The following is a 14,106-nucleotide window of genomic DNA, read 5'->3' on the forward strand; positions in this document are numbered from 1 at the left end:
CCCGGATCATCTCCGGAAACGACGAAGTCCGGCCACCGCAATTCCGCGGCGACCGGACCTCGTGCGCACAGCTACTTCGTGGCGGGCGGGGAAACCTCGTAGTTCCCGCCGTCACCCTTCACCGTGATGGGGATCTGCTGCGGCTTGCCCGCGATGGTCGCGGTGCACTCGAACTTCGCGCCGTCCTCGACCTTCTGCTCGGCCGGGCAGGTGACCCCGGTGACGCCCTCGATCTTGTACGTCTCGGTGAGCAGCTTCTGCACATCGGTCTGCATCTGGGTGTTGTTGAACACCTGGGTCTTGAAGAACCCGGGTGCCACGAACCCGAGGATGCCGACCACGGCCACCACCACGACCAGCACCACGATGCCGATCAGCAGGCCCTTCTTCGACTTCGCCGGCTGCTCCCCTTCGGGCGCGCCCTGCTGCCCGGGGAACTGCTGCTGGCCGTAGTCGTACTGGCCCTGAGGTTGCTGCTGGCCGTACTGCGGCTGCTGCTGGGGCCCGCTCGGCGGGTACGCCCCGCCGGGCTGCTGCCCGTACTGCGGCTGGGCCTGCGGGCCGCTCTGCGGATATCCGCCACCTGGCTGCTGCCCGTAGGGCGGCGGCTGCTGACCCCACTGGGGCTGCTGCGGCGGCGTGTACCCCCCGGGCTGCTGACCCCACTGCTGCGGTTGCTGAGGCTGCTGGGGCTGCCCGTACTGCGGCGGCTGCTGGTTCGGGTCGTACGAAGGCGGCTGCTGTCCCCACTGCGGCTGCTCCTGCGGGCCGCTCGGCGGGTACGCGCCGCCCGGCTGCTGCCCGTACTGGGGCTGCTGTGGGTCGTTGCCGCCATACGGCGTGCTCATCTTCTGCCTCCGCCTGCTTCGCTCATCTCGCTGTCCACCCCGAAACCGCCGCAATGCCGCGTACACACGGTCTTGCAGGCGATCCAACCACAGGTGGGGGCCGAGCACACGTGTCCACGCCCACCGCCTGCCCCGTCCCGATCAGGCCTTACACGGAGTTCACGCGGCACCCGCGGCGACGACACCCCGCCGCAGTGCCTTCACCGCCTCGGCCGCCGCCGCACCGACCGGGTCGGCCTTGCCGAGGACGTCGCGGATCTGGTCGAGCAGGTCGATCACCTGACGCGACCAGCGCACGAAGTCACCCGCCGACAGCTCCTGCCCGTTCGCCTCGGCCGCCGTGAGGACCTTCTCCAGCGATTCGCCGCGCGCCCAGCGGTAGACCGGCCACGCGAACCCCGCGTCCGGCTCCCGGGTCCGGTCGAGCCGGTGCCGCCGCTCGTCCTCGGTGAGGTCCACCCACAGCTTCACCGTCTCCTGCCACGCCTCGGGCACCGCCCCGCCGGGCAGCCGGGGCTCGCCCGCGGTGTCCCGGCGTGCCTCGAAGACCAGCGTCGAGACGACGGCGGCGAGTTCGGCCGGGCCGAGCCCGCTCCACACGCCGTGGCGGATGCACTCCGCCGCCAGCAGATCGGACTCGCTGTAGAGCCGGGTCAGGCGCCGGCCGTGCTCGGTGACGCGGTCTTCGCCGTCACCCGCCGATTCCGGTCCCAGTCCATCCATGCCCCCGCCGCCACCCTCAACGGAGGCGCTTCGCGCCCCTGCCAGATAGCCGCGCTCGCCCAGCAACGCCAGGATCCGGTCGAACGCCCGCGCCAGCGAGTGGGTCGTCGCGGCGACCTTCCGCTCCAGCTGCTGGGTTTCCGCCGTCAGCCGTTCGTAGCGCTCGACCCAGCGCAGGTTCGCCTCGCGCTCGGCCAGCCCGTGGCACGGGTGCGCCCGCAGCGCCCGCCGCAGTGCCGCCAGCTCACCGTCCTCGTTCGCCCCGGACCGCTGCTTCTGCCTGCCCGGCAACGAAATCCCGGCGTTGCGCAGCGTCGAAGCGATGTCCCGGCGCGTCTTCGGCGACCGCAGCTCGATGTGCTTGGGCAGCTTGATCCGCCCCAGCGCCTCGACCGGCGCCGGGAAGTCGGCCACCGACAACGGCCCCGACCACCGGTCCTCGGTCACCACGACCGGACGCGGCTCGCGGATCGGGTCCAGCCCCGGGTCGACCACCACGGCCAGCCCCGCCCGCCGGCCCGCCGGCACCGCGATCACGTCACCCTTCCGGAGCTTCTCCAGCGACTCGGCCGTCCCGGCCCGGCGCACGGAGGTGTTCTGCCGCGACAACGCCTTCTCCCGCGCCGAAATCTTCGAACGCAGCTCCACGTACTCGAGCACCTCGGCGAAGTCCCCGGTCACCGCGGCCGTGTAGCCCTTCAGGGCCTCCTTGTTCCGCTCGATCCGGCGGGCCGTGCCGACCACCGACCGGTCGGCCTGGAACTGCGCGAACGACTGTTCCAGCAGCTCACGGGCCTCCGAGGCACCCACCTGGGCGACGAGGTTCACCGCCATGTTGTAGCCGGGCCGGAACGAGGACCGCAGCGGGTAGGTCCGCGTCGAAGCCAGCCCGGCGACCTGCTTGGGGTCGACCCCGGGCTGCCAGGCGACGACCGCGTGCCCCTCGACGTCGATGCCGCGCCGCCCGGCCCGGCCGGTCAGCTGGGTGTACTCCCCCGGCGTCAGGTCGACGTGCGCCTCGCCGTTGTACTTGACCAGCCGCTCCAGCACGACCGTGCGGGCCGGCATGTTGATCCCGAGTGCGAGCGTCTCGGTGGCGAACACCGCCTTCACCAGACCGCGGACGAACAGCTCCTCGACGGTCTCCTTGAACGCCGGCAGCAACCCCGCGTGGTGCCCGGCGATCCCGCGCTCCAGCGCCTCCCGCCACTCCCAGTAGCCGAGCACGCCCAGGTCACCCTCGGGCAGCTCCGACGTCCGCTCCTCGATGATCCGGCGGATCTCCTCGACCTCGCCCGGCCCGTTGAGCCGCAGCCCCGACCGGACGCACTGCGCGACAGCGGCATCGCACCCGGCGCGCGAGAAGATGAACACGATCGCCGGCAGCAACCCGGCCCGGTCCAGCTGCTCCACGACGTCGACGCGCGACGGCGGCCGGAACCGCGGCATCCGCGGCGCACCCCGCCGGGCCCCGCGCGGCCCGCGGAACCCGGCGGGCGCGTACTGGCGGCCGATCTCCTCGGCGCGGCGCAGCAGGGTCGGGTTGATCCGCAGCTCGGCCCCGGGCGCGTGGACGTCCTCGCCGGCGAACAGGTCGAGCAGCCGGTTCCCGACCAGCATGTGCTGCCAGAGCGGCACCGGCCGGTGCTCGTCGACGACGACGGTCGTGTCCCCGCGGACCTCGACCAGCCACTCGCCGAACTCCTCGGCGTTGCTGACCGTGGCCGACAGCCCGACCACGCGGACGTGCTCCGGCAGGTGCAGGATCACCTCTTCCCACACCGCCCCGCGGAACCGGTCGGCCAGGTAGTGGACCTCGTCCATGACCACGTAACCGAGGTCGGTGATCGTCGAGGACCCGGCGTAGAGCATGTTCCGCAGCACCTCGGTGGTCATCACGACCACCTGCGCGTTGCCGTTGATCGACGTGTCGCCGGTGAGCAGGCCGACGGCGTCCTGGCCGTACCGGGCCACGAGGTCGCCGTACTTCTGGTTCGACAGCGCCTTGATCGGCGTGGTGTAGAAGCACTTGCGGCCTTCGGCCAGCGCCAGGTGCACGGCGAACTCGCCGACGATCGTCTTGCCCGCCCCGGTCGGCGCGCAGACGAGCACGCCGTGACCGCCCTCGAGGGCTTCGCACCCTCGGATCTGGAACTCGTCGAACTCGAAGGACGCTTCCGCGGCGAAGCGCGTCAGCTGGGGGTACTTCCCTCGACGTGAGGAGGCCGCATAGGCCTCGGCCGGGGACTGAGAAGGGCTACTGGCCACCTCGTCAGGGTTTCACATCACCCCGACAGTTCGCACGCGGCGTGACCGGCCGCGGTCGTGGCTTCTTTTTGATCGAGTGGCGCGGCGGGTGATCAAGCCGGTCGGCCGCCGTATAGGTCGTTATACACTTGAGTGACGGGGTGGAACCGGGGTGGGTGCGGCGGCGTCGGAGGCTGCATGACCGAACCGTGTCCGAGCTGCGGACAGCTGGACCAGGTCCAGCACGTGCCTGCCGTCTACCAGGGTGGGCATTCGTTCTTCCGTGGGCAGGGGCCGACGGTGGCGGTGCCCACCGGGGACGGGCTGCTGTACACGAGCAGTCAGGTCAGCGGGGTTTCGGTGTCGGCGGTGGCGCGGTCGCTGGACCCCTTCCCTCCCCCGCGCCGCAACGGCGGCCTGGTGGCGGCGGTGATCGTGCTGGCGTTGGCCGGGAGCTGTTTCCTGGCGTTGCCGCTCTCGGCGGTGGACGATCCGCCGCCGGGCGGGCCGGCGGCGCAGGCGCTGGGGATCGCGGTGATCTCGTTGCCGGCGGTGTGCGTGTACGTCGCGGCCGGGGTGCTGGTGTGGCTGTACGTCCGCCGGGTCCGGGCGTTCCGGCGCCAGCGGCGTGGGGTGCCGGCGGCGCGGCAGGTGTGGGAGCAGGGCTGGTTCTGCCACCGCTGCGGCGGGGTGTACTTCACCGACGCGGGGCAGTTGCTGACGCCGGCGCACTTCCGGCAGCTGGTGGCGCGGGCGGGCGGCTACGAGCGTTAGGCGAGGACCGTCAGCGCGCCCGGGACGCAGCTGACGGTCAGCGGCACGGTCCCCTGCGGCTCGCCGTCGGCGTAGGCCGGCCAGCTGTTGCCCGTCAGGGTCACCTCGCGGGCGCGCAGCGTGCGGACCGCCGGGTGCGTGAGGTGCTTGCCCGTGCGCAGGCCCGGGAGCATGCGGACGAGGCCGCGGCGGGTGACGTCGCCGACGACCGTGACGTCGAAGACGCCGTCCTCCGGGTCCGCCGTGGGGCAGATCGGGACGCCGCCGCCGTAGAAGCGGGTGTTGCCGACGGCCACCAGGGTCGCGTCGAGCTCGAGGCGTTCGGTGCCCGTGTCGACCACCACCGGGCGGGAGCGGAACGCCGCCAGCTCGGCGAGGATCGCGAGGTCGTAGCGGCGCGGCCCGGACGGCCAGCGCATCCGGTTGGCGCGCTCGTTGACGCTGGCGTCGAAGCCCGCGCACAGCACGGTCGCGAACCAGGTGTCGCCGGCCCGGCCGAGGTCGATGCGCCGCCGGGCACCCGAGCGCAGGGCCGCCACCAGCGCGTCGACCGCGGACAGCGGCTCGCCGGGGACGCCGAGGGCACGGGCGAAGTCGTTGCCGGTGCCCGCCGGGACCAGCCCGAGCGCGACGTCGTGGTTCGCGCAGAACTGGACGCCCTGGTGGGCCGCACCGTCGCCGCCGAGGACGATCAGGACGTCCAGGCCGGCGTCGTGGGAGGTCCGCATCAGCTCGCGGGACTCCTCGACGGAGTTGGCGACCAGCACGTCGAGGCGGTCGACGGCGGCGCGCAGCCGCTCGGCGACGGTGTCGGCGATGCGGGCGGCCGCGCCGTGCCCCGAAGCCGGGTGCACGGCGAGCGCGGCGTGGATCCCCACTACGTGATGTCGTCGGTCGCCGAGCGGCCGCCGGACGCGGTCGGGGCGGACGGCTCGTCGTCGGCCGTGCTCGGCGTGTAGCTGAACGGCGCGGCTTCGTCGTCGTCGAGCTGGTCCCAGCCCTCGTCGGCGCGCTCGCGGTCCTTCTTGCGGTCGTGCAGGCGCGCGAGCTGGATCGACAGCTCGAACAGCACCGTCAGCGCGCCCGCCAGGCCCAGCATCGAGAACGGGTCCGAGCCGGGGGTGACGAAGGCGGCGAAGACGAACAGCGCGAACACGATGCCGCGGCGCCACCTCTTCAGCTGCCGGTACTTGACCACGCCGACGCGGTTGAGCATCACCACGAGCAGCGGGAGCTCGAAGCTGATCCCGAAGATGATCAGCAGCGACAGCATGAACGAGATGTACTTGTCCGCGGTCAGCGCGGTGATGAACTCTTCCTGCCCGAAGCCCATGAGCAGCTGCAGCGCGTGCGGGAAGAGGATGTAGGCGAGCACTGCGCCGCCGGCGAACAGCACCGACGCGAAGCCGACGAAGGTCAGCGCGTACTTGCGCTCCTTCGAGTACAGGCCGGGCGCGATGAACGCCCACACCTGGTAGAGCCAGAGGGGCGAGAACAGCACGGCGCCGGCGGCCAGGCCGACCTTGAGCTGGATCATGAACGCTTCGAACGGCACGGTCTGCAGCAGCTGGCAGCCCTGGTAGCCGTTGAGGCGGCGATCCGGCGGGATGGCGCAGTAGGGGTCCTTGACGATCTCGCCGAGCGACGGGATCGGGCCCACCTTGGTGCTGAACCAGAAGAAGCCGACGATCCCGCCGATGACCACGGCGAGCAGCGCGAAGCCCAGGCGGCGGCGGAACTCGTAGATGTGCTCGATGAGCGTCATCGTGCCGTCGGGGTTCTTGCGACGGCTGCGCCGGCGCCGCTTCGACCGGCGGCTGGTGCCGTTTCCGGAGGCGGGTTCCGCCACGGGATGTTCCGTTCTCGTCGGAGTCCGCCGGAGCACGCCGGGACCGGCGCGCTCCGTGGACCAGGGACCGGGTGAGGCCCAGCCGTCAGCTGGCGTTCTTCTGCGGCTGGTCGGCCTGCTGCTTCTTCAGCTCGTCGAGCTGGCGCTGCAGGTCGGCGACCTGCTGGTCGGTCGCGGCAGGCGGGGTCGCCGGGGCGGGCGTGGCCGGGATCTGCTTCGTCTCGACCGGCTCGGCGTCCTCGTGCGAGGCGCTCTTGTCGCCCGCGAGGTCCTTGGTCTCGGCCTTGAAGATCTTCATGGACTTGCCGATCGACCGCGCCGCATCGGGAAGCCGCTTGGCCCCGAACAGCAGCACGACGAGAAGCACCAAGATGATCAAATGCCATCCTTGCAATCCGTTGGCGAACAAGATGGCCTCCTATCTGCGTCTGGTAGGGATGTTACTGGTTTTCCGGTTTCCGGCGGCGCTGCGCGAAGGCGACGCGCAACGCTGCCGACCGGGCGCGGATGAGACCCGCCCGGTCCTGGGTGTTCGTAGCCACCATGCTTGCGGTCTGCTGGAAACCACGCAAGACCTTGACGGTCCGCACCAGCAGGAGCACGAGCAGCAGCAGGCCGATCGCGACGAGCACGACGGTGGGCAGGTACGGCACGTCGATCACCCTAGTGGTCGCAGGTTGACGGAAGGTGACGGGCTCGGGCCACCGCGTCGGCGGCGCGGCGTCCGACGTCCGACGCGAGGTCGGCCGGGCTCTCCACCAGCGCTTCCCCGCCCAGGCCCAGCACCAGGCGCACCATCCAGGACTGGTCGGCGTAGCGCATCCGGATCCGCAGCCGGCCGCCGTCGAGCTCGTCGAGCTCCTCGCACGGGTAGTACTCGGCTACCCAGCGTGCGTCCGGGTCGAGGACGAGCACCGCCTCCCGCTGGTCGGGACGCTCCCGGAAGACCCCCTCGGAAATATCGGTGGGGTGGGCGTGCGCCGGCGGGCGCGACGGCTCGTCGAGCACCGTCAGGTCGTCGATCCGGTCGAGCCGGAACAGCCGGACGCCCTCGGCGCGGCGGCACCAGGCCTCCAGGTAGCCGACCGACTGCACGATCAGCAGCCGCATCGGGTCGACCGTGCGCTCGGTGATCTGGTCCTTGGACGCGGTGTAGTAGCGGATCCGCATCGCCCGCCCGTCCCGCAGCGCCCCGGCGACCTCTTCGCGGTTTTGCGCGGTCTTCTTGCCCTCGCGCACTCCCCCGCCGACGACCACGCCGGCGGGCTGGGCCTGCCCGGCCGCGGACTCGATCTTGGCGATGGAGCGGCGGACGGCGTCGCCGTCGACCACGCCCGGCGTCTCGCCCAGCGCGCGCAGGGCGACCAGCAGGGCCGTGGCCTCGCCGCCGGTGAGCCGCAGCGGGCGGTTCATCCCGGCGTCGTGGGTCACGACGATCGTGTCACCCTCGAAGGACAGGTCGATCAGGTCGCCGGGGCCGTAGCCGGGCAGCCCGCACATCCACAGCAGCTCGAGGTCCTTGCGCAGCTGCTTGGGCGTGACGTCGAAGTCGTGCGCCGCCTCGTCGACGCGGATGCCCGGGCGCGCCAGCAGGTAGGGCACCAGCGCCAGCAGCCGCGGCATCCGGTCGGTCGACCCGCTCACCGGCCGCTCCCCTGCCGGGCCACGACGGCTTCGAGCCGGTCCTGGACGGTCTTGGCCAGCACGTCGGGTTCGAGCACGACGACGTCGGGGCCCTGCGCGGTGATCCAGTCGGCGGCCGACTCCGGGAAGTAGAGCCCGATCTCGACGAGGTCGCCCTCTTCGCCGTCGATCGTGCAGCGGCCGAGGACGGTGCCGCGGCGCCGGACCCCGGCGGCACGGCCGTCGGCGACCCACAGCCGCGCGGTGGTGACCGGCGCCGGCTCGGCACTCCCGCTGGTGGCCGACACCAGCTGCAGCAGGTTGACGCCGTCGGGCCGCCGGACCGCGCCGGGCTTGCCCACCGGGCGCACCTGGCCGGTGACGCGGGAGAGGCGGAAGCAGCGGGTGGCGCCGCGGTCGCGGTCGTGCCCGACGACGTACCAGCGGGCCTTCCACGACACCACGCCCCACGGCTCCAGGGTCCGCATGATGCGTTCCGGCGAGCCGCTGCGGCGGTACTCGAAGCCCACGGCCTGGCTGTTCTGCACCGCGGCCAGCAGCGGCCCGAACGCGGGTTCGGCACGCACGCGCGGCTCGACGACGGTGGGCGCCTGGTCGTCGACCTCCAGCCCGGCGGCGCGCAGCTTCACCAGCGCGCCCTGCGCCTGCCCGGTCAGCTCCGGGGAGTCCCACAGCCGGGACGCGAGCGCGACGGCGGCGGCTTCGTCGGGGGCGAGGTCGATTTCGCCGAGTTCGTAGTCGCGGCGGGCGATGCGGTAGCCCTCGATGGCGTCGAAGGCGGAGTTGCGGCCGGTCTCCAGGGGGATGCCGAGCTCACGCAGCTCGGTCTTGTCCCGCTCGAACATCCGGAAGTAGGCGTCGTCGCTGGCCGCGTCGCCGTATCCGGGCACGATGCCGCGGATCTTCTCGGCAGTGAGGTACTGCCGGGTGGACAGGAGGGCCAGCACCAGATTGACCAGCCGTTCGGCGCGTGCGGTGGACACCCGGTAGAGCCTAGCCCGCGCCGCCCGGCCCGATCGTGAGGTCCGGGGTGCGCGCGTCGTAATCGGTCCTGGCGGCGTCCACCGCGTCGAAGTTCGTCTCGGCCCAGTCCTTGAACCCGGCCATCAGCGCGCGGAGGCTTTCTCCCAGCGGGGTAAGGGAATAGTTGACGCGGACGGGCACCGACGGGGTCACCTCGCGGCGCACCAGGCCGTCCCGTTCGAGCACCCGCAGAGTCTGGGTGAGCATCTTCTGGCTGACGCCGGCGATACGCCGCGAAAGGTCGCTGTAGCGCTGCGAGCCGTCACCGAGCGCGACGAGGATCAGGCTGACCCACTTGCCGGCGATCTCGTCGAGGAGCTTCCGGGTCGGGCAGGCCGCGAGATAGGCGTCGTAGGCGGCTTTCTCGGCCTGCCGCAGCTGTTCCGCCGTGCGCGTGGGCACCGGGCGAACCTCCTGGTACGTGGGGAACCTGCGGGTGCGTACTTCCCGATGGAGAGTAGCTCCCCATACGTTCGCGGGGGAAGTTCCCCCGCGAAGGAGATGAAGATGCGCGCGATCGTGGTCCGCCGGTTCGGCGGCCCGGAAGTCCTGGAGTCGATCGAGGTCCCGGTGCCGGAGCCGGGCCCGGGGCAGGTGCGGATCCGCGTGACGGCGGCCGCGGTCAACCCGGTCGACGTTGCGACGCGGGCCGGGGTCCTGACGGAGGCGGGGGTGATTCCGCCGCGGGAGGTGCTCGGCCTGGGCTGGGACGTCGCCGGCGTGGTCGAGGCCGTGGGTGAAGCCGACGAGAGCGGCGCGGGCGAACCGGCGCAGCTCGAACAGGCCGACAGGCTGGGCGGACCGGCTCCGCTCCTGCAGAGCGACAGCCGGGGCAGGCCGAGCGAACCGGCTTCACCCCGGCAGAACGACAGCCTCGGCAGGCCGAGCGAGTCGGCGCGGCTCGGGCAGCGAGACAGCTCGGGCGGGCCGGGCGAACCGGTTCCACTCCGGGCCGGCGGCGGGCCTGCTGCCCCGGCCGGCGGGCAGCCCGGCCGATTCCGCGTGGGCGACCTCGTAATCGGCCTGCGCGACCGCATCGCCACCCCGCTCGGCGCCTACGCCGAGCAAATCGTCCTGGACAGCTCGGCGGTCGCGCCCGCGCCCCCTGGCCTCTCCCCCGTCGAAGCCGCCACCCTGCCCCTCAACGCCCTCACCGCCGCCCAGGCACTCGACCTCGTCGAAACCACCGGAACCCTGCTGGTCACCGGCGCGGCGGGCGCGGTCGGCGGGTACGCCGTCGCCCTCGCGCACGCCCGGAAGCTGCACGTCGTCGCCGTCGCGTCCGAAGCCGACGAAGCCGCGGTCCGGGACTTCGGTGCCGATCAGTTCGTCCCGCGCGGCCCGGACCTCGCCGAGCGCGTGCGAGCCCTCGTCCCGGGCGGGGTCGACGCCGTCCTCGACACCGCGCTGCTCGGCCTGGATGCGCTCGACGCCGTCCGCGGCGGCGGGGAGTTCGTCGCCTTCGCCGCCGGGGCCGCGCCGATCCCCCTGCGCGGGATCCGGGTCCGCACCGTCTGGATCCGAGCCGACGGCGCACGGCTGGCCGAGCTGGCCGGCACCCTCCGCCCGCGCGTCGCCGGCGTGCTGCCGCTGGCGCGGGCCGCCGAAGCCCACGAACGGCTGGCCGCGGGCGGGTTGCGCGGCCGGCTCGTGCTGACGCCGTGAATTCTCCCTAGCCTGGGCGTTATGGATGATCGCGTTCTTCTCATCACCGGTGCCTCGCGCGGCCTCGGCGCCGCCACCGCGCGGCTGGCCGCCGCCTCCGGGTTCAAGGTCGCCCTCGTGGCCCGCCAGGCCGGCTCCGTCGCCGGCCTCGCCGCCGAACTCGGCGAAGACCGGGCGATCGCGCTCGGCGCCGACGTCGGCGACTGGCCGAGCATCTCCAGTGCCGTCGCCCAGGCCGTCGAACGGTTCGGGCGGCTCGACGCGGCCTTCGCCAACGCCGGGATCGGCGTCGGGACCTCGTTCTTCGGCGACGACGACCCGGACCCGCGGGCGTGGGAGGAGATGGTCCGCACCAACGTCCTCGGCGCGGCCTACACCGCCCGGGCCGCCCTGCCCGCGCTGCGGGAGTCCGCCGGGCACCTGCTGATCACCGGCTCGGTCGCCGGCCGCTACATCCGCAACTCCAGCCTGTACTCGGTGACGAAGTGGGCGGTGACCGGGATGGCCGGCGCGATCCGCGAGGAAGCCGTCGGCACCGGCGTGCGCGTCACGCTGATCAACCCCGGCATCACCGACACCGACATCCTCGACGACAACCAGCGCAAGAAGCCGAAGCTGGAAGCGGACGACATCGCCCGCGCCGTGCTCTACGCGCTGTCGCAGCCACCGTCGGTCGACGTCAACGAGATCATGGTCCGCCCGACCGGTCAGGCGCTCTAGCGGCTCAGGCGGGCCACGCGGCCCTGGGCGCCGCTGGCCCAGCAGGCCGCACCGGCGCAGTCGACGCTGTCGAAGCTGCCGGTGTCGAACGACGTCCAGTGCCGGCCGCCGTCCGGGCTGTAGTCGCTGCCGCCCGTGCCGACGGCGATGACGCTCCCGCCGCGCCAGGCCAGCCCGGAGCGGTACCCGGCGGGGTACTGCCCCGGGGTGCGCCAGGTGCGGCCGCGGTCCTGGGTCAGCGCGACGGCCGGGCCGGGTGCGGTGGGGTTCGCGTAGTCGCCGCCGATCGCGATCCCCTGCGCCGGGCTCCGGAAGGCGACGGCGAACACGCCGGCGGACGGGCTGCTCGGCAACGGCGTGTCGGAGGCGGTCCAGTGGCGGCCGCCGTCGCCGGAGTGCAGGACGCGGGCGGTCGCGCCGCCGCCGGTCGCGAGCCAGGCGTCGAACGGGCCCGAAGTGGTGATGCACTGCCCGCTGGCGGCGAACCCGGCCTCGCCGGGCAGCGCGGGCGGGAAGCCGCTGTCGGGCACCTGGCGCCAGCTGCGGCCGCCGTCGAAGGTGGCCTGGACGCGGAACTTCCCGTCGACGGGGTCGCTCATCGCGAGCCCGCGCCACGGGTCGAAGAAGGCGAGGCAGTCGTAGAACGCCGCCGCGTCCGTGTTCTGGAACGTCTGACGCCAGTGCGCGCCGCCGTCGTCGGTCCGGTAGACGCGTGAGTCGGTGCCCGGGCCGATCGAGAGCGTCACGGCGTGGTCGGCGTCGAAGGCCTCGATGTCGCGAAGCTCGAGCGTTTCCGCGCCGGGCGGGCCGACGGACTTCCAGCTCGCGCCGCCGTCGGTGGTGCGCAGGACGGTGCCCTTCGTGCCGCTGACCCACGCGACGCGGGCGCTGACCGCGGACAGGCCGCGGAACTGGGCGGTGACGCCGGTGGGCGTCGGCTCCCACTTCGGCAGGTGCCCGGAGGCGGCCGCCGGAACCGCCAGGGACAGCAGGAGAGCCAGGACCAGGAGCACCGCACGCAGCACACGCATGGGGCGATCCTGCCGCACCGGTCCAGCTACTTTCGTAGTGTCGGACGCCGTGAAGGGCACCTTCGGGGACATCGCGTCCCTGAAGGTGCCCTTCACGGCATCAAGGTCAGAGCGAGCTGATCAGGCGTTCCACGCGCTCGTCGACCGAGCGGAACGGATCCTTGCACAGGACCGTGCGCTGGGCCTGGTCGTTCAGCTTCAGGTGCACCCAGTCGACCGTGAAGTCGCGCCCGGCGGCCTGGGCGGCGGCGATGAAGTCGCCGCGCAGCTTCGCCCGGGTCGTCTGCGGCGGGGTGTCCTTGGCGGCCTCGATCTCGCCGTCGTCGGTGACCCGGCGGACCAGGCCCTTGCGCTGGAGCAGGTCGAAGATGCCCCGGCCGCGGCGGATGTCGTGGTAGGCCAGGTCGAGCTGCGCGATCCGCGGGCTGGACAGGTCCAGGTCGTGCTTGTGCCGGTAGCGCTCGACCAGCCGGTGCTTGATCGCCCAGTCGATCTCGGTGTCGATCTTGCCGAAGTCCTGCTGCTCGACGGCGTCGAGGGCCCGGCCCCACAGCTCGATGACCCGCTCGTTCGCCGGCGTCGTGCCGTTGTCCTTGAGGTGCTGCACGGCGCGGGCGTAGTACTCGCGCTGGATGTCCAGCGCCGAGGCCTCGCGCCCGCCGGCCAGCCGCACCTGGCGGCGGCCGGTGAGGTCGTGGCTGATCTCGCGGATCGCCCGGATCGGGTTGTCCAGGGTGAAGTCGCGGAACTGGACGCCGGCCTCGATCATCTCGAGCACCAGGTTCGCCGAGCCGACCTTGAGCATGGTCGTCGGCTCGGCCATGTTCGAGTCGCCCACGATGACGTGCAGGCGCCGGTATCGCTCGGCGTCGGCGTGCGGCTCGTCACGGGTGTTGATGATGGGCCGCGAGCGGGTGGTCGCGCTCGAGACGCCCTCCCAGATGTGTTCCGCACGCTGGGACAGGCAGTAGACCGCGCCGCGCGGGGTCTGCAGCACCTTGCCGGCGCCGCAGATGAGCTGCCGGGTCACCAGGAACGGCAGCAGCACGTCGGCGATCCGGGAGAACTCACCCGCGCGGGTCACCAGGTAGTTCTCGTGACAGCCGTAGGAGTTGCCCGCGGAGTCGGTGTTGTTCTTGAACAGGAAGATGTCGCCGCCGATGCCCTCGTCGGCCAGCCGCCGCTCGGCGTCGACCAGCAGGTCCTCGAGGATCCGCTCGCCTGCCTTGTCGTGCGTGACCAGCTGGACGAGGTCGTCGCACTCGGCCGTCGCGTACTCGGGGTGCGAGCCGACGTCCAGGTAGAGCCGTGAGCCGTTCGACAGGAAGACGTTCGATGAGCGTCCCCACGAGACGACTCGCCGGAACAGGTAGCGCGCCACCTCGTCGGGCGAGAGCCTGCGCTGTCCGTGGAAGGTGCACGTGACCCCGAACTCGGTCTCGATGCCAAAGATCCGCCGCTGCATGCCACCAGAGTAGGCGCTGGACCCCCTTCGACGGTGCGCCGTTCGGGCGTCGACACGCCCCCGGTGTGCCACAGACGGTGAAAACCCCCCGATTCAGGCACGATTGGAGCACTGCTC

14 protein-coding genes are annotated in these 14,106 nt (G+C 72.3%); 3 read left to right on the top strand and 11 right to left on the bottom strand.

The window, feature by feature from the left end; genetic code table 11:
* Positions 1–71: 71 nt before the first annotated feature.
* Together QQ657_RS26515 and QQ657_RS26520 are read right to left on the bottom strand one after the other, a co-directional pair.
* A complete protein-coding gene (locus tag QQ657_RS26515; protein WP_284744961.1) occupies positions 72–848 on the bottom strand; it encodes a DUF4333 domain-containing protein in 777 nt (258 codons plus the stop codon).
* Between the two features lie 159 nt (positions 849–1,007).
* Positions 1,008–3,839, bottom strand: a complete 2,832-nt coding sequence (locus QQ657_RS26520; RefSeq protein WP_284744962.1) for a DEAD/DEAH box helicase — start codon at positions 3,837–3,839, stop codon at positions 1,008–1,010.
* Between the two features lie 177 nt (positions 3,840–4,016).
* Here QQ657_RS26520 and QQ657_RS26525 point away from each other — a divergent pair, with 177 nt between their 5' ends.
* Entirely contained in the window at positions 4,017–4,592 is a 576-nt protein-coding gene (locus QQ657_RS26525; RefSeq protein ID WP_284744963.1) for a hypothetical protein, read from the top strand.
* Here the strand turns inward: QQ657_RS26525 and QQ657_RS26530 are convergent.
* The 7 genes from QQ657_RS26530 to QQ657_RS26560 form a co-directional block, all read right to left on the bottom strand.
* A complete protein-coding gene (locus tag QQ657_RS26530) occupies positions 4,589–5,470 on the bottom strand; it encodes a diacylglycerol/lipid kinase family protein (RefSeq protein ID WP_284744964.1) in 882 nt (293 codons plus the stop codon). The genes QQ657_RS26525 and QQ657_RS26530 overlap by 4 nt on opposite strands.
* Positions 5,470–6,441: a twin-arginine translocase subunit TatC gene (tatC, locus tag QQ657_RS26535; protein WP_284744965.1), complete on the bottom strand. Its 972-nt coding sequence runs from the start codon at positions 6,439–6,441 to the stop codon at positions 5,470–5,472. The genes QQ657_RS26530 and tatC overlap by 1 nt, the downstream gene beginning before the upstream one ends.
* Positions 6,442–6,526: 85 nt before the next feature.
* Entirely contained in the window at positions 6,527–6,820 is a 294-nt protein-coding gene (gene tatA / locus QQ657_RS26540) for a Sec-independent protein translocase subunit TatA (protein ID WP_434056777.1), read from the bottom strand.
* A 61-nt stretch (positions 6,821–6,881) separates the two neighbouring features.
* Complete coding sequence (locus QQ657_RS26545; RefSeq protein ID WP_284744967.1) at positions 6,882–7,094, bottom strand: bacteriophage holin; 213 nt, start codon at positions 7,092–7,094, stop codon at positions 6,882–6,884.
* A 10-nt stretch (positions 7,095–7,104) separates the two neighbouring features.
* On the bottom strand, positions 7,105–8,085 hold the full coding sequence (locus QQ657_RS26550; protein WP_284744968.1) for a helix-turn-helix transcriptional regulator: 981 nt from the start codon (positions 8,083–8,085) through the stop codon (positions 7,105–7,107).
* Positions 8,082–9,068: a helix-turn-helix transcriptional regulator gene (locus QQ657_RS26555; RefSeq protein ID WP_284744969.1), complete on the bottom strand. Its 987-nt coding sequence runs from the start codon at positions 9,066–9,068 to the stop codon at positions 8,082–8,084. The genes QQ657_RS26550 and QQ657_RS26555 overlap by 4 nt, the downstream gene beginning before the upstream one ends.
* A gap of 10 nt (positions 9,069–9,078) precedes the next feature.
* The gene (locus QQ657_RS26560; protein WP_284744970.1) at positions 9,079–9,510 is read right to left on the bottom strand and encodes a winged helix-turn-helix transcriptional regulator; all 432 of its coding nucleotides are present in this window, start codon (positions 9,508–9,510) and stop codon (positions 9,079–9,081) included.
* A 105-nt stretch (positions 9,511–9,615) separates the two neighbouring features.
* On the opposite strand from QQ657_RS26560, the gene QQ657_RS26565 reads away from it, so the two are divergent.
* Both QQ657_RS26565 and QQ657_RS26570 read left to right on the top strand, forming a co-directional pair.
* Positions 9,616–10,773, top strand: coding sequence for an NADP-dependent oxidoreductase (locus QQ657_RS26565; protein WP_284744971.1), 1,158 nt, complete (start codon positions 9,616–9,618; stop codon positions 10,771–10,773).
* A gap of 21 nt (positions 10,774–10,794) precedes the next feature.
* Positions 10,795–11,493: an SDR family oxidoreductase gene (locus tag QQ657_RS26570; RefSeq protein WP_284744972.1), complete on the top strand. Its 699-nt coding sequence runs from the start codon at positions 10,795–10,797 to the stop codon at positions 11,491–11,493.
* Here QQ657_RS26570 and QQ657_RS26575 read toward each other — a convergent pair.
* Together QQ657_RS26575 and pafA are read right to left on the bottom strand one after the other, a co-directional pair.
* The gene (locus QQ657_RS26575) at positions 11,490–12,515 is read right to left on the bottom strand and encodes a WD40/YVTN/BNR-like repeat-containing protein (protein WP_284745000.1); all 1,026 of its coding nucleotides are present in this window, start codon (positions 12,513–12,515) and stop codon (positions 11,490–11,492) included. The genes QQ657_RS26570 and QQ657_RS26575 overlap by 4 nt on opposite strands.
* Before the next feature lie 115 nt (positions 12,516–12,630).
* Positions 12,631–13,989, bottom strand: a complete 1,359-nt coding sequence (pafA, locus tag QQ657_RS26580) for a Pup--protein ligase (protein ID WP_284744973.1) — start codon at positions 13,987–13,989, stop codon at positions 12,631–12,633.
* Positions 13,990–14,106: the final 117 nt, after the last annotated feature.

It is taken from the genome of Amycolatopsis ponsaeliensis, assembly GCF_030182635.1.
Taxonomy (GTDB): Bacteria; Actinomycetota; Actinomycetes; order Mycobacteriales; family Pseudonocardiaceae; genus Amycolatopsis; species Amycolatopsis ponsaeliensis.